The organism is Mesorhizobium sp. M0410, assembly GCF_040321435.1.
Lineage (GTDB): Bacteria > Pseudomonadota > Alphaproteobacteria > Rhizobiales > Rhizobiaceae > Mesorhizobium.
Map to the genome: position 1 here is coordinate 314088 of NZ_JAMYRN010000002.1, position 20007 is coordinate 334094.

Sequence of the window (20007 nt, forward strand, 5' to 3'; positions counted from 1 at the left end):
CGCAAAAGTGTGCAGCGGTTTTGCGATAACGACATGCATCAAAACAAGAACTTAAAGCGCGTCGCATGAGGCCGGTCGAACGCGACGCGCTTTAAGCCGCCATTCCGCCCGCCTGGGTCAGCAGAAACGCCTCGCCGCAGGCCTTGGCCAGATTGCGCACCCGCAAGATGTAACTCTGGCGCTCGGTGACCGAAATGACGCCGCGTGCGTCGAGCAGGTTGAAGACGTGGCTGGCCTTGATGCACTGGTCGTAGGCTGGGAATACCATGCGGTGACAACCCTCCCCCTTGAGGGGAGGGTGGCCCGAAGGGCCGGGTGGGGTCGCCCGCACAGTGCTCGACGCTTGACTTGAGGTGCCTTCTGAGATGACCCCCTCTGCCCGCTTCGCGGGCATCTCCCCCTCAAGGGGGGAGACAGGGGCGCCGGCTTGTAGCAGCGCCTTGCACTCGGCTTCGGCGTCTTCGAAATGGCGCAGTAGCATCGCGGTGTTGGCGAATTCGAAATTGTGGCGCGAATATTCCTGCTCGGCCTGCAGGAAGACGTCGCCATAGGTCACCTTATCGGCGCCTTCGCGGCCGTTGAAATTGAGGTCGTAGACATTGTCGACGCCCTGCACATACATGGCCAGCCGCTCCAGCCCGTAAGTGAGCTCGCCCGCTACCGGTGCGCATTCGATGCCGCAGACCTGCTGGAAATAGGTGAACTGCGACACCTCCATGCCGTCGCACCAGCACTCCCAGCCCAGCCCCCAGGCGCCCAGCGTCGGGCTTTCCCAGTCGTCCTCGACGAAGCGGATGTCGTGCAGCAGCGAATCGATGCCGATCGCGGCCAGCGAGCCGAGGTAAAGCTCCTGCAGATTGGGCGGATTGGGCTTCAGGATCACCTGGTATTGGTAATAGTGCTGCAGCCGGTTCGGGTTCTCGCCATAGCGGCCGTCCTTAGGGCGGCGCGAGGGCTGGACATAGGCGGCGTTCCAGCGTTTTGGGCCGAGCGCGCGCAATGTCGTGGCCGGGTGGAATGTGCCGGCGCCGACTTCCATGTCGTAAGGCTGGAGGACGACGCAGCCATAGTCCGCCCAATAATTATGCAAGGTCAGGATCAGCCCCTGGAACGAGCGGCTGGGATGCATGTCGGCAGGAATATCAACGGTCACGGCGGCCTCCGGCGGGATGCGGCACCTCGTAGAGTGCCGCTCGGCGACCGTCAAGGCGATGGGGTCACCCCTTCGGGGCGGGCGCCGGCTCGGGCTTCACCTTGGGGGTTTCCTGCGCCGTGTTGGATTCGATCGGCGGCAGGCCCTTCATCAGCTTTTGCTGCAAGGCGGCAAGCACATCCGGGTCCGGCTTCAGGTCGCGGGCCTGGTTCCACTGGAAGGTGGCTTCCAGCTTGCGGCCGACGCGCCAGTAGGCGTCGCCGAGGTGATCGTTGAGCACCGGATCCTCCGGCTTCAACGAAACGGCGCGTTCCATTTCGCGCACCGCGTCCTCGAACTGGCCAAGGCGGTAATAGGCCCAGCCCAGCGAGTCGACGATGTAGCCGTCGCTCGGCCTCAGGTCGACGGCCTTCTGGATCATCGCGAGGCCTTCCTTGAGGTTCATGTTCTTGTCGACCCAGGAATAGCCGAGATAGTTCAGGACCTGCGGCTGGTCGGGGTAGAGCTCCAGCGCCTTGCGGAAATTCGGCTCGGCCTTCGGCCATTCCTTCAGTCGCTCATAGGCGATGCCACGCTGGTAGAAGATGTTCCAGTTGGCGGCGGTCGGCGTCTTCAGCACCTCGACTGCCTTGTCGTAAAGATTGGCGGCGGAGCGGAAGTCCTCCTTCGCGGAATAGACGCCGCCGAGCGCCAGATAGGCGCGCATGTCGTCTGGATGCGCATCGACGATGGCCTTGAGGTGAGCGATCGCCTCGTCATTGCGGTCGAGATCGGCAAGGTTGAGGCCAAGCTGCAGGTCCGAAAGCTCCTTCAGCGGCGAGCCGGCGGGAATGCGGCGATAGAGCGCGATGGCGCCCTCGCCGTCTTTCAACTGCTCGGCGACGGCGGCAAGCTGAACGAGCGCCGCGTCGTTGCCGGGCCGCAGCGCCAGGGCATATCGCAGATAGAGCCGCACGAACGGCTCGCCGCCGCCGCGGTTGAGCGCGGTGGCGAGATCGAGCAGGATCTCCGAGGCGCCGTCCGAGGGACCGGCAACGAATGGTTCGATCTTTTCGCCCTTGTTGATCTTGTCGCGAAGCGATGCAATCTCGACCTTGCCGGGCGCAAACGCCTCGGCCTTGTCGAGCACCGACAGCGCCTTGGCCTTGTCGCCTCTGCGGGCGAGGAAAGAGGCGTAGGCCTGCGCGTTGCGCATCCACGTTTCGGGGGCCGCACCGCCAGCGGCCGTGTCTTGCAGGGTGGCGGTGTAGAGCGCATCCGCCCTGTCGGGCAGGCCTGAGGCGTCGGCAATCAAGGCACGGTGGAACGACTTGAACGGGCTGAACCAGTCGGGGCCCTGCAGCTTGTCGATGGAAGCCATGGCCTCGCCGGCGTCGCCCTCACCTTGCTTGGCCCAGCCGGTCATGACGCCGGAGATCAGCCGGTCGAGATCGGATTCGAGCGAAAGCTTGAGCCAGTATTCGGCCTTGGAGAAATCCTTCTTGTGGAAGGTATCGATGGCCAGCGCCAGGCGCGAGAAGCGCTCGACGTCGGGAATCGCCTTGAGCTTGTCGGCATAGACCAGGGACTCGTCGAAGCGCCCCTGCGCGATCAGCGACAGCATCAGGCTTTGCTGCAGTCCCGTATCGTTCGGATCGAACGCAAGCGCCTGCTTGTAATAGGAAATGGCGCTGTCGAGGTCGTTGTCGCCTTCGGCAATCCGCGCCGCGAGATAGGCTCCCGAGAAGGATGTGATCCTGACCGGCTCGGCGGTCTGTCTGGCATGCGCCGGCAAAGCCGAGATCGCCATGCCCGTCGCGATTGCCAGCCCCGTCAGCCAGCGCGCATATCCTTGCCGCATCATATCCCTTTCAGCCAAACGCCATCTCCGCGTCAGCGGGATCGCCGTAGACTCGATCTTTACAGGTAAAGCATGGCCTTTTTGGGGTCACGCTTCAACCCGGCCCGAATTCACAATCGGGTCAAGCAACTAATAAACCATGCCGAAAGAGGTCGTACGACCGCATTGCGACAATCCGACAATGGGAAACCGGCGTCACGGCCTGGAACTCAGGACGTTTGCGAAAGGCTTGCGTCGAGCGCCTGCATGGCGACGGTGACAAGATCGTGCAGCCGCTTTTTCGGCACGCCGTCGCGTGCCTGCACCGAAAGGCCGTGCATCAGCGTGGCGTAATAATCACCCAACGTCTCGGCGTCGGTACCCGGCTTCAATTCGCCATCGCGCACCGCTTGCTTCAACCGCTCGACGATCGATGCGGTACGCGCCAGCCGGTGCTCCGCCAGCCATTGCTGCACGGCGTCGTTTTCGACGGCGCAATTGGTGGCGGCCGTCACCACCATGCAGCCCTGCGGCTGCCCCGGCCGCGTATAGATTTCGACGGCGTCGCGAAGCATGCGCTCGATGACGCGCCGGACGTTTGGTTCTTCCTGCAGCGCGCGCGTGGCAAAGCCGCCCTCATTGGCCTCGTAAAGTGCCACCGCTTCGCGAAACAGATCCTCCTTCGAGCCGAAGGCGGCATAGATGCGCGCCGATGCGAGGCCAAGCGCCGAAACGAGATCGGCCATCGAGGTGCCCTCGTAGCCACGTCTCCAGAAAGCGTCCCGGGCTTTCTCCAGCGCCTGGTCGCGGTCGAACTCCCTTGGCCTTCCCGCCATTGCGACCTCCAATTTTTGTCGATCAACAAATAATCCTCTTGACTTCGGATTGCAAATCCCGATTCTTTGTCGATCATTAAATAATAGTCGACAAGGAGACCGACATGAGTTCACTGGATCAACGCGCGCCGCTCGGCGCAATCGCAGCGCAAGGGACGACCGGTGTGAAGCGCGGCGTAACGCTGGCGCTGCTCGCCTTCGCGCAGCTCATCATCTCGCTCGACCTCAACATCGTCTTCGTGGCGCTGCCGGAGATCGGCGCCGGCCTCGGATTTTCCGGTCAGACCCTGCAATGGGTGGTGAGCGCCTACACGGTCTTTACCGGCGGCTTCCTGCTGTTCGGCGGCCGGGCCGCCGACCTGATCGGCCAGCGCCGCGTCTTCATCTTCGCACTCTGGCTCTACGCGCTTTCTTCGCTTGTCGGCGGCCTGGCATGGTCACCGGAAATCATCATTGCGGCACGCGCGGTCCAAGGCATCGGCGCCGCATTCCTGTTTCCGGCGACGCTGTCGCTGATCAACCGTCTGTTCGCCGAAGGACCGGAACGCAACCGGGCGCTCGCCGTCTGGGGCGGCGCAGGCGCCAGCGGCCTGACGTTCGGTTCGCTTGCCGGCGGGTTTCTGACCAGCGCCTTTGGCTGGCCGTCGGTCTTCTACGTCAACGTGCTGCTGGCCGGGATCGCCATCATCGCGGCTTTCGCCATCATCCCGCGCGATCGCAAGCGGCACGAGCACCGTAGCTTCGATCTGCCGGGCGCATTGACCGTCACCGCCGGGGCGACGCTGCTTGTCTTCACCCTGGTTCAGGGGCCTGAATATGGCTGGGGATCGACCGCAATTATCGTCAGCGCAGCACTGGCGGCATTCTTCCTGATCGCCTTCACGATGATCGAGGCGAAGAGCGCCGATCCGCTGATGCCGCTGCGCCTGTTTTACAACCGCAGCCTCGTCGCCGGCATGACGATAACCTTCCTCTACATGGCGACTTTCGGAGCGCTGCCCTACTTCCTCACCGTGCTGCTGCAGAACGTGCACGGTTTCACTGCCTTGCAGACGGGCCTCGCCTTTCTCGTGCCGTCGGTCGCCATCGCCGCCGGCACGCAAGCCGGCGAGCGTCTGGCGACGCGCTTTTCCACGCGCAGCACGCTGGTCGGCGGCATGATCGTCGGCGCGGTCGGCACTGCATTGATGGTATCAGGCGCAACCGCGGAGAGCAGCTATCTGTCCCTCGTACCCGGCCTGATCGTCTCCGGCGTCGGACAAGGCATCGTCTGGACCGCAATGTGGATTGCCGCCGCTTCCGGCGTTGCCCATGATCAGCAAGGCGTCGCCTCGGGCATGGCTTCGACGACACTCAATGTCGGCAACGCCATCGGCATGGCCGTGCTGATCGCGATTGCGAACAGCCAAATCGGCGAATTGTCCGGCGATGCGTTGAAAATTGCCGTCGCCGACGGCATCCAGGTCGCCTTCTGGTTCGCGGCGGCGGGCATCGTCGTCAGCCTGCTCGCAGCAATGGTTCTTCCGGCAAAGGCGCGATGAGAACGGCGCGGGCGCCGATGGCTGTCAATTCACCCGGCTGATGCAGAAATCGATGACGTCGATCAGTGCAGACTTCTGCGGCGTCGCTTCGAGCGGCGCCAGGGCGTCGCGGGCGATCTCGCCGAAATGGCGGGCGCGCCCGATGGTGTCCGCAATCGCCCTGTGGCGGAGCATCAGGCCGATTGCCTTTTCCAGCCCGGCATCGTCGGCGGCATTGTCCTCGATGGCGCGTTTCCAGAAGCTGCGCTCGGCCTTGGTGCCGCGCCGATAGGCGAGGATCACCGGCAGCGTTACCTTGCCCTCGCGGAAATCGTCGCCGACATTCTTGCCGAGATCCTTGCTGGTGCCGCCATAATCCAGCGCGTCGTCGATCAGCTGGAAAGCAAGGCCGAGATTCATGCCGTAGGAGCGGAGTGCTGCGCGATCGTTGCGCGTCGCCTGGGCGATGACCGGGCCGACCTCGGCGGCAGCTGAGAACAGCGCCGCGGTCTTGGCCTTGATCACGGCGAAATGCTCGTCCTCGGTGGTTTCGAGGTTCTTGGCGGCGGCAAGCTGCATCACCTCGCCTTCGGCGATCACCGAGGCCGCACTCGACAGGATGTCGAGCGCTTCCAGCGAGGCGACATCGACCATCATGCGAAAGGCCTGGCCGAGCAGGAAATCGCCGACCAGAACACTGGCCTGGTTGCCCCAGATCATGCGCGCCGTTTTCTTGCCGCGCCGCATGCCGCTTTCGTCGACAACGTCGTCGTGGAGAAGTGTCGCGGTGTGCATGAATTCGACCGATGTGGCGAGCTTGACATGGCCGTCGCCGGAATAGCCGAACATCTGGGCGGCGGCGAGCGTCAGCATCGGCCGCAGCCGTTTGCCGCCGGACGAGATCAGATGGTTGGCGATCTCCGGGATCATCTCGACATCGGAGCCGGCCTTCGACAGGATCAATTTGTTGACGCGCCCCATGTCGGCCGCGGTCAGGTCGATGAGGTCCTTTATCGAGGCGGCTTCGCGCTTCCCGTTTTCAATGTTGAGAACGACACCCACGGCAAAACTCCCAACCTCGATATGCACGACGGCAACATGGTCCCTGGACAGACTCTAGGGTGTCACCCACCGGTGCGGCAAGAGGCGAATTGGCGCGCCGGCTCTGGTACATGATCACGCCTACGTTTACATCAACGCCGCAAACTGCGAGTTTCATCCGATGATAGAGCTCATCCGCACCAACGACGCTGTCATCATTTCGTTTGTCGAATCGCTGATGCGCGATGCCGGTATCGGCTGTTTCGTCGCCGACCAGAACATGAGCGTGCTCGACGGCTCGATCGGCATCCTGCCCCGCCGTGTCATGGTGGACGCCGACAAGGCCGATGCGGCACGGCGCATCCTGACGGATGCCGGCATCGCCAACGAGATCCGCCAAAAATAATGTCCGCGTCGCCCGCTGCCCTTGTCCCGGACATGCCGACTCACACGGTCGATGCCTTCCATCGTGGTCGCTTCTGGCTGGTGCAGCCGAGAAAGGCCGGCCACCGCGCCGGCATGGATGCGATGATGCTGGCGGCTGCCGTGCCGTCCTCCTTCGCCGGGCGGCTGGCCGACTTTGGCGCGGGTGCCGGTGCCGCGGGCCTGGCGGTGCTGTCGCGCTGCCCCGCTGCCGCGGCCGTGCTTGTCGAGCGTTCCCCGGAAATGGCGGCCTTCGCCACCACCACGCTTGCCCATCCCGGCAATGCGCATCTCAGCGACCGCGCCTCGGTGCTCGTCGCCGATGTCGCGCTGTCGGGCCGGGCGCGAACGGCCGCCGGCCTCGAGGACAACAGCTTCGATTTCGTCATCATGAACCCGCCGTTCAATGCCGCCGAGGATCGCGCGACGCCCGATCCGCTGAGAAAGGCCGCGCATGTCTCGGAGGATGGATTGTTCGACAGCTGGATCCGCAGCGCGGCCGCGGTGGTGAGGCCGGGCGGCGGGCTGGCCGTCATCGCCCGGCCGGAACAGCTCGGCGCCATCCTCGATGCCGTTGCCGGCCGCTTCGGCGACGCCGAGATGCTGGCCGTCCATCCTCGCCCCGAGGCGGCAGCGATCCGCATCGTCGTCCGGGCAGCACTCGGCGCACGCGGCAAGCTGTCGATCCAGCCACCGCTGATGCTGCATGCCTACTCAGGCAATGGCCCTTCGGAGCGGGCAGAGCTGATCAATAACGGGCTGGCGTCGCTGTTCGGAGACTGATCCATTCTGATTGCCGGGGTGACGGCATTGCCGTTGGCCGGCGAATTCCTACATGCCTCAAGCAAATCGACCGGAGACCGCCCCCTCGTGAAACGCCTTTTCAACCGCCTGCTGCCGAAATCCTGGCGCTCCACCGTCGTCACCATTCCGGTCATCCGGCTGCACGGCACGATCATGCCCGGCGGCGGCCAGTTCCGGCCGAGCCTGTCGCTCGCTTCCACCGCCGGTCTTCTCGAAAAGCTGTTTTCCTTCGATGCGCCGGCGGTCGCCATCTCGATCAATTCGCCAGGGGGCTCGCCGGTGCAGTCGCGGCTGATCTTCAGGCGCATCCGCGACCTGGCGAGCGAGAAGAACAAGAAAGTCCTGGTTTTCGTCGAGGACGTGGCGGCATCGGGCGGCTACATGATTGCGGTCGCGGGCGACGAGATCTTTGCCGACCCGTCCTCCATCGTCGGCTCGATCGGTGTGGTGTCGGCCTCGTTCGGCTTTCCGGAGCTGTTGAAGAAGATCGGCGTCGAGCGCCGCGTCCACACCGCCGGCCAGAACAAGGCGGTGCTCGACCCGTTCAAACCGGAAAAGAAGGAGGACGTCGAGCGCCTGAAGGCGCTGCAACTGGAGGTCCACGAGACCTTCATCGACCTCGTCAAGGACAGGCGCGGCAGCAAGCTCAAGGACGATCCCGACCTGTTCACAGGCCTGTTCTGGACGGCCAAGAAGGGGCTTGAACTCGGGCTGGTCGATGCGCTCGGCGACATGCGCAGCGTGCTGAAGAGCCGTTTCGGGCCGAAAACCCAGCTCAAGCTGATCACCGCGCCGCGCGGCCTGTTCGGCCGCTTCGGCCTGTTCGGCTCGAGCTTGTCGGCGCCCGACATCGCTGCCGCCGCGGCAAGCGGCGTCATCGATGCGGCGGAAGAGCGCGCGCTGTGGGCGCGCTTCGGGCTTTGAAAAGCCGGTGAAAGCGTCTAGCATAAATCATCAACCGACCCGACCGGCGGCCTTGCCGGCCTTGCGAGGGAGGAGTTTGACATGCCGCAGATCATTTTCTTCGCCGTCGTCGGCATTGCCGCCTATTTCGGCTACCGCTCCTTCGTCAGGGAAGCCGAGCGGGTGACCGCCAAGGTACGTCGGGCCGAAAAGCAGACGGCCAACGGGACGATGGGAACACTGGTCAAGGATCCGAAGACCGGCGAATACCGTCTGGCCAAGGATTGACCGTCGTCCCCCTCGCGGCCGAGCCAATCAACGCCGAGGCCAGCCTCCGGGCATTGCATGCGCACGCCAAGATAAATCTCGCGCTGCACGTCACCGGCCGGCGCGCCGACGGTTATCACATGATCGAAAGCCTGGCTGTGTTCACGCGCTTCGGCGACCGCATCGAGACAGAACTTGCCGACAGCGATGGGTTTTCCGTGTCCGGCAAATACGCCTCCGCGGTGCCGGTCGACGACAATAATCTGGTGGTGAGAGCGCGCGACGCACTGCGTCGCGAGGCCGGTTCCCAACACGCGCCGGCTGTCGCCATCCGGCTCGAAAAGAACCTGCCGGTCGCGTCCGGTGTCGGAGGCGGATCGAGCGACGCGGCGGCTGTGCTGCGCGCCCTGATCCAGACCTGGGGACTTGATGTTGACGATGCCGAACTGGCGCGGATCGGCCTGTCGCTCGGCGCCGACGTGCCGATGTGCCTCGCTGCTAAGCCACTGATAGCCCGCGGCGTCGGCGACGAGCTGACACTCGTGCCGGATTTCCCGGCGCTGGGTCTGGTGCTCGTCAATCCCGGCACTGCCGTCTCGACGGCCGACGTGTTCGAGGCGCTTGGCCGCCGCGACAATGCGGCGCTGCCGCCGCTGCCGCACAGCCTCGACTTCCACAGCATCCGCAACTGGCTGGAGATCACCCGCAACGATCTCGAACCTGCGGCGCGTGCAATCCAGCCCGCCATCGGCAAGGCGCTTTCCGTGCTTAACAAGGCCGGAGCCGGTTTTGCCAGGATGTCGGGTTCCGGCGCCACCTGCTTCGGGCTGTTCGAGACCGGCAACGTGGCCAAGCGCGCGGCCGTCGATATCCGCGGCCGCCATCCCGACTGGTTTGTCGCGGCGACGCGAAGCGTGAGATCGGAGGCTGATGCCCATGGCCAGGATTGACGTGAGCCGCCCCTTTGTTCCCGTGCGCATCGCGGTACTGACCGTTTCCGATACGCGCAGCCTCGTCGACGACAAATCCGGGCAGACGCTGGCCGACCGTATTGCCGAGGCCGGCCACATCCTCGCCGCCCGCGACATCGTCACCGACGACCGCGACAAGATCCGCGACACGGTCCTAGGTTGGTCAAGGGACGAAGCGATCGATGTCGTCATCACCACCGGCGGCACCGGCTTCACCGGCCGCGACGTGACGCCGGAAGCGCTGGAGCCGATCTTCGAAAAGCGCATGGACGGCTTTTCCGAAGTGTTCCACCGCATATCCTACGACAAGATCGGCACCTCGACGATCCAGAGCCGGGCAACCGGCGGCGTCGTCAACGCCACCTTCGTCTTCGTGCTGCCGGGCTCGCCCGGCGCCTGCAAGGACGCCTGGGACGGCATCTTGAAGCCGCAGCTCGACTACCGGCACATGCCCTGCAACTTCGTCGAGATCATGCCGCGGCTGGACGAGCATTTGCGGCGCGGCTGAGGCGAGCCAAGGTATCAGCCAAGCGACCTCGGTTTAGCGAATGACCGGCTCGCCGTGAAAACGGCGGCGCGAGGGCGGCGACACGCCGAAGCCGACCTCCATCATCAGCCGCGGCGTGCGCGTCGGCACGGTGCCCATATGGAAGCCGAACGGGTCCTCGACAAAGCCGAGGCCGGCCGGCCCGGTCAGCGTGACCGGGCTCTGCTCGCCATAGACGCCCAGCACCTCCTCCGCCGAATGGCCGACAAGCAGCGTCAGCTGATGCTTCAGGATGCGGCGGTTGTGGGAGCCGCGGACATAGACATGCGGCCCGGTGTCGTTGTCGACCGGCACCAGGTAGAAAAAGAACTTCAGCATCCGCCAGTCATCGAGGTCGAAATGGTATTTGCCGAGCGAGGCCATGTTCTTGTCGGCGTCCGAGACGCCACCGGTCGGAAAGCTCCACCAGACGCGGGTGGTGATCAGCTTGGCCTGGCTGCCGAGATAGTGCGCTGCGATATCGAGAAGCAGCGGATCGCGCTGCACGGCGACCGCAGCGTTGCAGTCGAGGACCCGTTCGAAATAGTGACCGCTGAGCAGCGGGCGGCCGAAATGCTTTTCGGCATCGGCGTGTTTTTCGGGCAGGAATTCCAGCCGGCGGTCGAAATTGCCGAAGCATGGCGTGCGCTCGGCGAAGCGGGCAATCTCCTCATGGATGGCGGCCGGCAGCATCAGGCCCGAATAGAGCCCCTCCGTCCGCAGCGCGCCGACGACGGCATCGCGATCGACGCCGGCGAACATCGTTTCACCGACATTGCGCGCCGGCGGAACGGGCTTTGCACCGCGCCAGTGCAGGCGCCGCGCCGGCATGGTGCGGGCCAGCATGAACATCGGCAGCCATGCCGGATTCTCGCGAAGGTCGGAAAGATAGGTCGGGATGCGGGCGGCGATGCGGCGCAGCGTACCGCCGTTGCGTGCGATCGCCTCGAGGCTTGCAGCGCCGGACTTGTCGGGGCTTGAAAGGGTCATCGGGGTCCTCAAATGTCGATGGAACAGCATCGACGATAGTCGTCGCCGCCGCTCCGGCACACCCCAAACCCATTCGCCCGTTTCGCAGGGAATGGTAACCCCCGGCCAGATTTTGTGCAATGCACAATAAGCGACGACCCGCCAGAAAATTTGCTTGGGCGGCATTCCCTAGGCCGGGATGGTAAGCCGTCACTTCCGCGGCGCCACCCAGATCTCGGCGTGGAGCCTCCTGGTCGCCAGGCCGCGGGCGATCGCTTCGGCGCTGCGGGCGCTCTTTGATAGCGCGGCGGCCTGACGCTTGCTGATCACCAAGCCTTCGGCGAGAGCGCGATTTCCGGCAAAGACGCGTGACAGGAAGGGCGCGCGGCTGCCGCGTGCCCGCGAAAATCGCGCCGCCATGGTTTGCCTGGCGGTATGGGCGACGACCTCGTCGATCCAGCCCTCCCCCAGCCGCGCGCCCGGTTCCAGCAAGAGCAGCCAGTCGCCCTTGGCCTGCCTGATGCCCGCAGCGATGCCGCCGCTGACATAGTGGCAGCCGGCATGTTCGGCGACGCGGTGCGTCTGATCGGTCGAGCCGGTGTCGCAGACGAGAACGTCGCGCACCACGCCCTCGACCGCGCCGCCGATCAGCGAGGCGAGCGTGCGGGCAAGGCCCTCCTCGTCATTCAGGGTTTCGATCAGGACGCTGAGCATGTTTAGCCGAATAGCGGAAAGCGGTGGGCAGCGCCAGTTTTTGCGGCGCGCCGCGAGAAAGTTCTTGCTTTGTTCTCATCGATGCGATAGGAATACATTCATGAGCAGAGCGATTCGACAGCGGGCGGATAGTCCCTGGGAAAGGGCCAAAATGGAACAGATCGTGCGTGCCGACATTGCCGCCTTCGGCGCTGGCAGGGCCGAGATGGCGAATGCGATGATCGAGCAGAGCGGCATGCGCGTCCGTCCGGACCGCAATCGCGGCAGGTCGGCGGGCATCAATCCGTCCGGCCGTTTCGAGCCGGTCAGCCGGCATGTGTTCGATGACGGCTGGAATTCGCTGGAGGAGCTGCCGCCCTTCAGGACCGAGGTACAGGTCGAGAAGCCGCGCACCATCATCACCCGCAACGAATCGCCCGATATCTCCTTCGACCGCTCGATCAATCCCTATCGCGGCTGCGAACATGGCTGCGTCTATTGTTTCGCGCGGCCGACGCACAGCTTCATGGGCTTGTCGCCGGGGCTGGATTTCGAATCGAAGCTGTTTGCCAAGCCGGATGCGGCGCGGTTGCTCGACAAGGAATTGTCCAGGGACAATTACCAGCCGCGCACCATCGCCATAGGCACCAACACCGATCCCTATCAGCCGATAGAGAAGCAATACCGGATCATGCGCGAGATCCTCGAAGTTCTGGAGGCGCGCGGCCATCCGGTCGGCATCGTCACCAAATCGGCACTGGTGATCCGCGATATCGACATTCTGTCGCGCATGGCCGAGCGAGGGTTGGCCAAGGTGGCGCTGTCGGTGACGACATTGGACAGGATGCTGGCCAGAACGATGGAGCCGCGCGCGTCGACGCCGACCAAGCGGCTGGAGGCGGTCAGACAGCTTTCGGACGCCGGCATTCCGGCCTCGGTGATGGTCGCGCCGATCATCCCCGGACTGACCGACCCGGAAATGGAGCGCATCCTCGATTCGGCGCAGGCAGCGGGCGCGCGTGAAGCCGGCTATGTGCTGCTGCGCCTGCCGCTGGAGGTCGCGCCGATCTTCAAGGACTGGCTGCTGCGCCACTATCCCGACCGCTATCGCCACGTCATGTCGCTGATCCGTTCGATGCGCGACGGCAAGGACTACGATTCGGAATGGGGCAAGCGCATGAAAGGCTCCGGCCCCTATGCCTGGCAGATCGGCCGGCGTTTCGAGATCGCCGCCAAACGGCTCGGCCTCAATGCCGAACGGCGCTCGCTCAGGACCGACCAGTTCGTCCCCGCTGCCAAGGCAACCGAGCAGCTGATGCTGCTGTGACAAAGCGTCTCGCGCCAGCCGCTTTGAAGCGGCCGCAGAAGGCGAAAAATCCCGTCCGGCCTGTCCTGTCCCCGGGCTTGCAGACGGTAGCCCCCTCCTGGTCCGGTGCCCCGCCCGACCCGGAGGGGACTTGCGGAGAATCGGAGCCGATGCGAACCTCGCCGCACCATGGCTCGCCCGCGTTCCGATTCTCCGCTTCTCTTCGAAATCGTCGAGAAACCCGACTTCTCGTTCGAAACGAGAGCGATGGCCGAAGGCCTTTGGCCGGTGGCAGGGATGGACGAGGCCGGCCGCGGCCCACTCGCCGGGCCGGTGGTGGCGGCAGCGGTGGTGCTCGATCCCGCCAACATCCCCGACGGCCTCGATGATTCCAAGCGGCTGACGCATTTGCAGCGTGAGGCGCTGTTCATGAAAATCCTCGGCTCCTCACTCGCCGTGTCGATGGCCTCGGTCAGCGCCGAAGGCATCGATGCCTCCAACATTCTCAGGGCCAGCCTGGAGGCGATGCGCCGTGCAGTGGCCGGCCTGTCAATCCGGCCGAAGCTGGCACTGGCCGACGGCCGCGACGTGCCGCCCGGCCTGCCCTGCGAGGGCAAAGCGCTGATCAAGGGCGACCAGCGCTCGCAGTCGATCGCCGCAGCCTCGATCGTCGCCAAGGTGTTGCGCGACCGAATGATGTGCGGCTGCGGCAGCCATCATGCGCGTTACGGCTTCGAACTGCATATGGGCTACGCCACTGTGCGCCATCGCACGGCAATCGATCTGCACGGGCCGGTGGCGCGGCTGCACCGCGCCTCCTTCGCGCCGTTCCGGTTCGGCGGCACCGAGGTGCTGGAGGAAGAGGGTTTTTCGGGTTTGGATTGAGATTGGCGAAAGCGGCTGAGCGCGCAATCTCCCCCCTTGAGGGGGAGATGGCCGGCAGGCCAGAGGGGGTCGCCTTCGTGTGAAGCGTCAACGTTCTCTTTCGTCCCAGTGGCGTCGCGCCAGGACGTACCGCCCCCCTCTGTCGCCTTTGGCGACATCTCCCCCTCAAGGGGGGAGATTATGCGCTCTGCCGCTTTCGCCAACAAAAAAGCCGCCAGGTTTCCCCGGCGGCTTCCGATGAATTTCTCGACGAAGTCGCTTAATTCAGTTTCGACTTCAAATCCTGCAGGGAGGCGTTGAACAGGTCGGCGCCGGCCTTGGCGTCGATCTTGCCGGCCAGCAGCGCGCGCGCGGCTTCGACCGCAATGTCGACAGCGCTGGCACGCACTTCGCCGATCGCTTCGCGCTCGGCCTGGCCGATCTTCTGCTCGGCCAAGGCGGTGCGCCGGGCGACATAGTCCTCGGTCTTCTGGTGCGCCTCGGCGGCAAGCATGTCGGCTTCACGCTTGGCGGCGGCAACGATGGCCGCCGCCTCCTGCTCGGCTTCCTTGCGCTTGCGCTGGTATTGGCCAAGCAGCTGCTGTGCCTCTTCGCGCAACCGGCGCGCCTCCTCGAGCTCGGAGCTGATCTTGTCGGCCCGCGCATCGAGCGCCTTGGCGATCATGCCCGGCACCTTGATGTAGATGGCGATGCCGAGGAAGATTACGAGGGCAACCGTTGCCCAAAGCGTCGCGAGAGATGTGGCGTCCATGATGCGCTCCTCACCCGGCCACGGATTTGACCGCGGCCGCGATTTCGGCCTTGCTGGCCTTGCCGCCGACAAGCGCCTCGACGATGGCCGAAGCGGTGTCCTCGGCGATCGTGCCGACTTCCTTCATGGCATTGGCCTTGATGGAAGAAATACGCGCCTCGGCCTCGCCAAGCTTCTGGTCAAGCGCTGCCTCGATCGTCTTGCGGGCAGCTTCGGCTTCCGCCTTGGCCGCATCGTTGGCCTGCTGACCGATCGCATTGGCCTTGCCCTTGGCTTCCGCCAATTCCTGCTCATAGGCGGCAACGGCGGCATCGGCCTCGCTTTTCAACCGGGCAGCATGATCGAGATCCTGCGTGATGCGGTCGTTGCGAACGTCGATGATGCCGCCGACGCGCGGCATCACTACCCGTTTCAAGAAGAGGTAGAACAGCCCGAAAGTGATTGCCAGCCACACCAGCTGTGACGGGTACGTTGCCGGATTGAATGGCGGGAACGTGCCGTGCGCCTCGGCAGGCACGCCGGTGGCGGCGTGCGCGTCGGCTTCCGTTGCGGCGGGCGCGGACTCTTGCGCAAAGGCAGATGTCACGAACATGGACTATCCCCGAAATTCAGTCCCGCCGCAGGATCGCGGCCGGCCTGTTCAATTCTTCCCAATGTTCAGCCGAACAAATATTCAGCCGAACAGGGCGAGAAGCGCGATGAGAAGCGAGAAAATACCCAGCGCTTCGGTCACGGCGAAGCCGAAAATCAGACGGCCGAACTGGCCGTCGGCGGCCGACGGGTTGCGCAGCGCGCCCGCCAGATAGCTGCCGAAGATGTTGCCGAGGCCAACGCCCGCGCCGCCCATGCCGAGGCATGCGATGCCGGCGCCGATGTACTTTGCTGCTTCTGCGTCCATTTGTTCAACTCCTTTGGATCTAAAATTCCGTTGCAAATTCGATCCGGCGGCAATGCCGGAACCTAGTTAGTGCCCGGGATGCAGGGCGTCGTTGAGATACATGCAGGTCAGCACGGCAAAGACGTAGGCCTGCAGGAACGCGACCAGCAACTCAAGCGCCGTCAGCGCCACGGCCATCGCCAGCGGCAGAACCGAACCCGCCACGCCGACCGCGCCGAGCGCGCTCAGGCTGACGACAAAGCCCGAGAACACTTTCAGCGTAATGTGACCGGCGAGCATGTTGGCGAACAGACGAACCGACAGGCTGACCGGACGTGAGACGAAGGAAATCACCTCGATAAGCACCACCAGCGGCAGCAGGTAGACCGGCACGCCATGCGGGACGAACAGCTTCAGGAAGCCAACGCCGTGCTTGGTGAAGCCGTAGACGACAACCGTTCCGATCACCAGCGCGGCGAGGCCGAAAGTGACGATGATGTGGCTGGTGACGGTGAAGAAATACGGGAACAGGCCAAGCAGGTTGGCGACAAGCACGAACATGAACAGCGAGAACACGAAGGGGAAGAACTTCATGCCCTGCGTGCCCGCGGCGTCCCTCAGCATATTGCCGACAAATTCATAGGCCATTTCCGAGACCGACTGAAGGCGGCCCGGAACCAGGCTGCGGCTCGATGTGCTGAGATAGAGAAACGCCGCCGCGACGGCAACCGTCGCAAGCATGAACAGAGCCGAATTGGTGAAAGACAGGTCATAGCCGCCGATGTGAATCGGAATGATCGGATGGATCTGGAACTGGTGGATCGGATCGACCTTGTCAGCAGCCACTTTAAATCCCCATCAAAGCCGCAGACGGCTTCAGCATTCTGTTCAATGCGCCGGCATGCGGCGCCTCAATTCATTCTTTCGGATCGCGCGGTTTGTCGCCCGTTCCGAATTCCGACACAAGCCCGGCTGAACGCAGGACATTGAGCACGCCGGCGCCAAAACCCAGCAGCAGCCCGACTATCAGACCCCATGGCGATATCCCCGCCACGCGATCGATAAACCAGCCGAGAGCCGCACCGACCACTATCCCGGCGATGAACTCGCTGGACAGCTTGAGCGCCTGGCCGTACCCGGCCACACTGCCCGTTTTCGCGTCGTCTTTCCCCTCGAGCCGATCCGGCCGCCTTGTCGCAAGCGATGCTTCAAGGTCGCGCCGGCGGCGCTCAAGATCGTCGTCGCGGATGTCGGCTTCATGCTGCTTGCCGCGGCCGGTTTTGCCGGTTCCGTCTGGCCCATTCTTGTCGGCCACGCAACCCCCCCTGCCCGGTCAGACCGTTACCGTCCGTCCGCTTCTTAAAGTCGCCGGCAACATAGTTAGAGGGTCCGCGCCCGTCAAGCCACGGGCGGACCTTCGAGCTCAAGTATTTTTTCGTTATGAATCAGCTACTTGCCTGGGTGCGACATCGTGCCCGACGCGGTCTCCGGCGGGCTGCGGCCGAATCCCCACGGCGATGCGTCTTCCATCGGCCGCTCTCGCGGGAAAGATGCAAGGGCCGCCAGAGCGCTTAGCTCCAGCCGCCGCCATAGGTGCGGTAGAAGATGTGCAGGCCGATCCTGGTCATTTTCTGCATCGTCCGCGCCCAGCCCGGATGGACGTAGTTGGCGTAATAATGGGTCGACGAGCCGACTTCCGGAATGAAGATCTTGCCGGCTGTGACGGCCATGGCGACATCCTGAGCGGTCTTGTAGGCAGCGGGGTTGTCGATCCGCTTCTTCCTGCCGTCGCAGGCGAAGGAAAACTGACAGCGGTTGAACCAGTTGTCGTTCTGGTAGACAACGCCGCAGATCGAGTTCGGATAGGCCGGGTTTCGGACACGGTTGAGGATGACCTGGGCGACGGCGGCCTGGCCGCGCACGGACTCGCCGCGCGCCTCGAAATAGATGCCGTTGGCGAGACAGGCCTGCTCCGGTTTGGAAAAGACGCTCGCCGGCAGCGGCGTCTGCATCCAAGAATGATCGCCCTTGCTCAGGGGCGGAATGAAGCGGCCATCGTTCGGGTCCTCGTCCTGCAGCAAGGCCTCGAAAGGCGACGCCTTGGCGTAATCGGGGGCAGACGAGGCATAGGCGGTCGCCAGCACGTCGGGATGATCGTTGTTGACCAGCGCGGCAAGCATCGCCGGCACGCCGGAATCCGGCTTCTTGTCGACGCGCGTGTGGAAGGAGGCCGCGATCTGAATTTCCTTGCCTTTGATCTCGGGCTTGGCGAAGGCCATCCTCAGGCCGCTGTCCATGCTTGGGCGCAGCAGCGAGGAGGTTCGCTCGAAGATCGAGCCGGCGTTGAAGTTCTTCGGCGGCGAGACGGGCGAGACCTCGATGATGCGGCCCTTCTTGTCGGCACGCGTGATACGGTTCTCGTCCGGCGTCGTGCCGGCGATGCCGCCCTTGCCGCGAAACGAGACGGCGCCGATGCCGGGCAGTTGGACGCCGGAGCCGGAGAGCGAGCCGGTGCTGCTGGAATCGAGGAAGGGCATTTCGGCGGCGTGAACGGAGCCGGCGACGGATTTCTCGACATAGGCGTTCCAGCGGACGCTCGGCGCCTCAAGACCGGAGACCAGGCTTGTCATGTCCTGATAGGCAACGACACTCGGAAAGCCGATCCAGATGCCAAGGCCAATAATAAACGGAGACAGGAAGGAACGCTTTTTCTCACCGGCGGCGGCGACAAGCCGCGTCAAAACACGTCGATGCACGGAACTCTCCAGAAACGCAACGGACCCCACTGGAGAGCTACAATGATGCATTAACCTTGATGGGGCGTTAACAGCTTAGAACCTTGTTTTCCCATCTCGTGTCGAAGTCAGGCGCTTTTGCGGCTGTCCGTTGGCGGAAGAAAGATCGGCCAGGCGATCAGCGCGCAAATAGCCGCACCCAGCCAGACGCCTGGCCACGAGCAGAGCACGAGAAGCCCCGGAATGGCGATCGGCACCAGGAAAAAGGCAATGAAGACCAGACTGTTGGCAAGGCCGAGCGCCGTTCCGGCCTGGCTGGCGCCGGCCAGCGTCGCAAGCTCGGTGTAGGCGACGCCGTGCCAGGAGGAGACGCAGATGCCGGCCACGACGAGCATCGCAACGATCGCCGGCGACAGCATCGGCGCTTGGCCTGACAAGAATTGGGCCGAAAACAAGACGAGCGCCGCAAGCACGGCGAAGGCGGCCACGCTCAGCATGCTGCACAGACGCAGGAACGACCGGCGGTTGCCGTGACGGTCGGTATAGCGGCCGCTCCAGACGCGCATGACCATGGCGCCGACCTGCACGGCACCCAGGCTGGCGCTGATCACGGCTGTTCCCATGCCGGCAAAATCATGCAGGAAGACGGAAGCAAAGGTGAGCACGGCCACCTGTGGGAAGCACAGCAGGCCGATGGCTGTCGCGATGCGCCAGACGGCCGGGTTGCGCAGCGGCGCGGGGCCGGCCGGCTTTGCCGCGCTGCTCGAATGGGCATGGTCCTGCGCCGGCGGCTGATGCAGCCAGCGCCAGGCGAGTGAGGTCGAGACGGCGGATGCAGCCGCCAGAAGTCCGAAGACCGCCGTGAAGCCATGGGCCGAAGCGAGCGACGGCAGCACCAGCGCGCCAAGCCCGCCGCCAAGCGGCACCGCCGTCTGCCTGATGCTCATGGCAAAGCCACGCTCGCCTTCGCCGAACCAGGCCATGATGGCGCGGCCGCTGGAGCCGTTGACGCTGCCGCCGAGCAATCCGGTGACCAGCAGGGCAGCGGCGAGAAGCGCGACGCCGGGAATTTGGGCTGGTGACGGCACGACCAGCGCGGCCATGACGAGCAGCCACAACGCGGTTGCGCCGAGCCCGGTCAGCAGCACGCGGCGGTCGCCCCAGCGATCGGTCAGCAGCCCCCACGGCAATTCGCTCAGCGCCACGCCCAAGCCGAGAAGGCCAAGCGCCAGACCGAGCTCGCCATTGGAGAGATGATAGCCCGAGCGTAGGAACACCGCCGTGGCCGGAATGCCGGAGAATGTCGCGGAGAAGCAGGCGTTGGCGGCGACGCCGATACCCAGCACCTTCCAGCGATGATTGGGTCGAAGCACCGCCGCCTCTGACAGGGTGGTAACGGCGGCCGGGCGAAGCGGTTTGCAATCTGCTCGTGTGTCGACAGCGGACATGGTTCAGCTCCTGCATGCGCTGGTTGCGTTCGGGTCTTGACGCGCTCTCTCTACCGCCATAACTTCGTACTGAATATCAG

General features: G+C 64.3%; 22 protein-coding genes. 9 read left to right on the forward strand and 13 right to left on the reverse strand.

The annotated features are described in order from the left end of the window. Positions 1-91: 91 nt before the first annotated feature. From NKI63_RS03605 to NKI63_RS03615, 3 genes are all read right to left on the reverse strand, one after another. A complete protein-coding gene (locus NKI63_RS03605; RefSeq protein ID WP_352505239.1) occupies positions 92-1153 on the reverse strand; it encodes a glycine--tRNA ligase subunit alpha in 1062 nt (353 codons plus the stop codon). A 64-nt stretch (positions 1154-1217) separates the two neighbouring features. Continuing rightward, on the reverse strand, positions 1218-2993 hold the full coding sequence (locus NKI63_RS03610) for a tetratricopeptide repeat protein (RefSeq protein ID WP_352505453.1): 1776 nt from the start codon (positions 2991-2993) through the stop codon (positions 1218-1220). Positions 2994-3202: 209 nt separating this feature from the next. Then, positions 3203-3808: a TetR/AcrR family transcriptional regulator gene (locus NKI63_RS03615; RefSeq protein ID WP_352505240.1), complete on the reverse strand. Its 606-nt coding sequence runs from the start codon at positions 3806-3808 to the stop codon at positions 3203-3205. A gap of 104 nt (positions 3809-3912) precedes the next feature. Between NKI63_RS03615 and NKI63_RS03620 the strand changes: the two genes are divergently transcribed. Further along, the gene (locus tag NKI63_RS03620) at positions 3913-5349 is read left to right on the forward strand and encodes an MFS transporter (protein ID WP_352505241.1); all 1437 of its coding nucleotides are present in this window, start codon (positions 3913-3915) and stop codon (positions 5347-5349) included. 24 nt (positions 5350-5373) lie between these two features. Here the strand turns inward: NKI63_RS03620 and NKI63_RS03625 are convergent, their stop codons facing one another. Then, positions 5374-6390 carry a polyprenyl synthetase family protein gene (locus NKI63_RS03625; protein ID WP_352505242.1) on the reverse strand — a complete coding sequence of 339 codons (1017 nt, stop codon included), beginning with the start codon at positions 6388-6390 and terminating at the stop codon, positions 5374-5376. A gap of 160 nt (positions 6391-6550) precedes the next feature. Here NKI63_RS03625 and NKI63_RS03630 point away from each other — a divergent pair, with 160 nt between their 5' ends. From NKI63_RS03630 to moaB, 6 genes are all read left to right on the forward strand, one after another. After that, entirely contained in the window at positions 6551-6775 is a 225-nt protein-coding gene (locus tag NKI63_RS03630; protein WP_023674082.1) for a putative signal transducing protein, read from the forward strand. Further along, positions 6775-7575: a tRNA1(Val) (adenine(37)-N6)-methyltransferase gene (locus NKI63_RS03635; protein ID WP_352505243.1), complete on the forward strand. Its 801-nt coding sequence runs from the start codon at positions 6775-6777 to the stop codon at positions 7573-7575. The genes NKI63_RS03630 and NKI63_RS03635 overlap by 1 nt, the downstream gene beginning before the upstream one ends. A gap of 87 nt (positions 7576-7662) precedes the next feature. Then, positions 7663-8520 (forward strand): S49 family peptidase, encoded by an 858-nt coding sequence (locus NKI63_RS03640; protein ID WP_352505244.1) that lies wholly within the window; start codon positions 7663-7665, stop codon positions 8518-8520. An 81-nt stretch (positions 8521-8601) separates the two neighbouring features. After that, positions 8602-8787 (forward strand): hypothetical protein, encoded by a 186-nt coding sequence (locus NKI63_RS03645; protein ID WP_292665400.1) that lies wholly within the window; start codon positions 8602-8604, stop codon positions 8785-8787. 26 nt (positions 8788-8813) lie between these two features. Then, positions 8814-9716, forward strand: a complete 903-nt coding sequence (locus NKI63_RS03650) for a 4-(cytidine 5'-diphospho)-2-C-methyl-D-erythritol kinase (protein WP_352505454.1) — start codon at positions 8814-8816, stop codon at positions 9714-9716. Then, on the forward strand, positions 9703-10245 hold the full coding sequence (gene moaB / locus NKI63_RS03655) for a molybdenum cofactor biosynthesis protein B (protein WP_352505245.1): 543 nt from the start codon (positions 9703-9705) through the stop codon (positions 10243-10245). Before NKI63_RS03650 ends, moaB begins: the two co-directional genes overlap by 14 nt. A gap of 33 nt (positions 10246-10278) precedes the next feature. Here moaB and NKI63_RS03660 read toward each other — a convergent pair whose 3' ends face one another. Both NKI63_RS03660 and NKI63_RS03665 read right to left on the reverse strand, forming a co-directional pair. After that, on the reverse strand, positions 10279-11253 hold the full coding sequence (locus NKI63_RS03660; RefSeq protein ID WP_352701642.1) for a phytanoyl-CoA dioxygenase family protein: 975 nt from the start codon (positions 11251-11253) through the stop codon (positions 10279-10281). Between the two features lie 189 nt (positions 11254-11442). Continuing rightward, the gene (locus NKI63_RS03665) at positions 11443-11946 is read right to left on the reverse strand and encodes a glycosyltransferase (protein WP_023716858.1); all 504 of its coding nucleotides are present in this window, start codon (positions 11944-11946) and stop codon (positions 11443-11445) included. A 151-nt stretch (positions 11947-12097) separates the two neighbouring features. On the opposite strand from NKI63_RS03665, the gene NKI63_RS03670 reads away from it, so the two are divergent. Beyond that, a complete protein-coding gene (locus NKI63_RS03670; RefSeq protein WP_352505247.1) occupies positions 12098-13252 on the forward strand; it encodes a PA0069 family radical SAM protein in 1155 nt (384 codons plus the stop codon). A 168-nt stretch (positions 13253-13420) separates the two neighbouring features. After that, positions 13421-14116 (forward strand): ribonuclease HII, encoded by a 696-nt coding sequence (gene rnhB / locus NKI63_RS03675; RefSeq protein ID WP_352505248.1) that lies wholly within the window; start codon positions 13421-13423, stop codon positions 14114-14116. A gap of 259 nt (positions 14117-14375) precedes the next feature. Here the strand turns inward: rnhB and NKI63_RS03680 are convergent, their stop codons facing one another. From NKI63_RS03680 to NKI63_RS03710, 7 genes are all read right to left on the reverse strand, one after another. Beyond that, the gene (locus NKI63_RS03680; protein ID WP_352505249.1) at positions 14376-14867 is read right to left on the reverse strand and encodes a F0F1 ATP synthase subunit B; all 492 of its coding nucleotides are present in this window, start codon (positions 14865-14867) and stop codon (positions 14376-14378) included. 10 nt (positions 14868-14877) lie between these two features. Then, on the reverse strand, positions 14878-15459 hold the full coding sequence (locus tag NKI63_RS03685; RefSeq protein ID WP_352505250.1) for a F0F1 ATP synthase subunit B: 582 nt from the start codon (positions 15457-15459) through the stop codon (positions 14878-14880). Positions 15460-15540: 81 nt separating this feature from the next. Beyond that, positions 15541-15765 (reverse strand): F0F1 ATP synthase subunit C, encoded by a 225-nt coding sequence (locus NKI63_RS03690; RefSeq protein ID WP_254820421.1) that lies wholly within the window; start codon positions 15763-15765, stop codon positions 15541-15543. A 66-nt stretch (positions 15766-15831) separates the two neighbouring features. Next, the gene (locus NKI63_RS03695; protein ID WP_352505251.1) at positions 15832-16590 is read right to left on the reverse strand and encodes a F0F1 ATP synthase subunit A; all 759 of its coding nucleotides are present in this window, start codon (positions 16588-16590) and stop codon (positions 15832-15834) included. Positions 16591-16660: 70 nt separating this feature from the next. Next, positions 16661-17059 (reverse strand): AtpZ/AtpI family protein, encoded by a 399-nt coding sequence (locus NKI63_RS03700; RefSeq protein WP_352505252.1) that lies wholly within the window; start codon positions 17057-17059, stop codon positions 16661-16663. Positions 17060-17315: 256 nt separating this feature from the next. Beyond that, on the reverse strand, positions 17316-18500 hold the full coding sequence (locus NKI63_RS03705) for a cell wall hydrolase (protein WP_352505253.1): 1185 nt from the start codon (positions 18498-18500) through the stop codon (positions 17316-17318). Positions 18501-18607: 107 nt separating this feature from the next. Next, the gene (locus NKI63_RS03710; protein ID WP_352820515.1) at positions 18608-19927 is read right to left on the reverse strand and encodes an MFS transporter; all 1320 of its coding nucleotides are present in this window, start codon (positions 19925-19927) and stop codon (positions 18608-18610) included. Positions 19928-20007 lie beyond the last annotated feature (80 nt).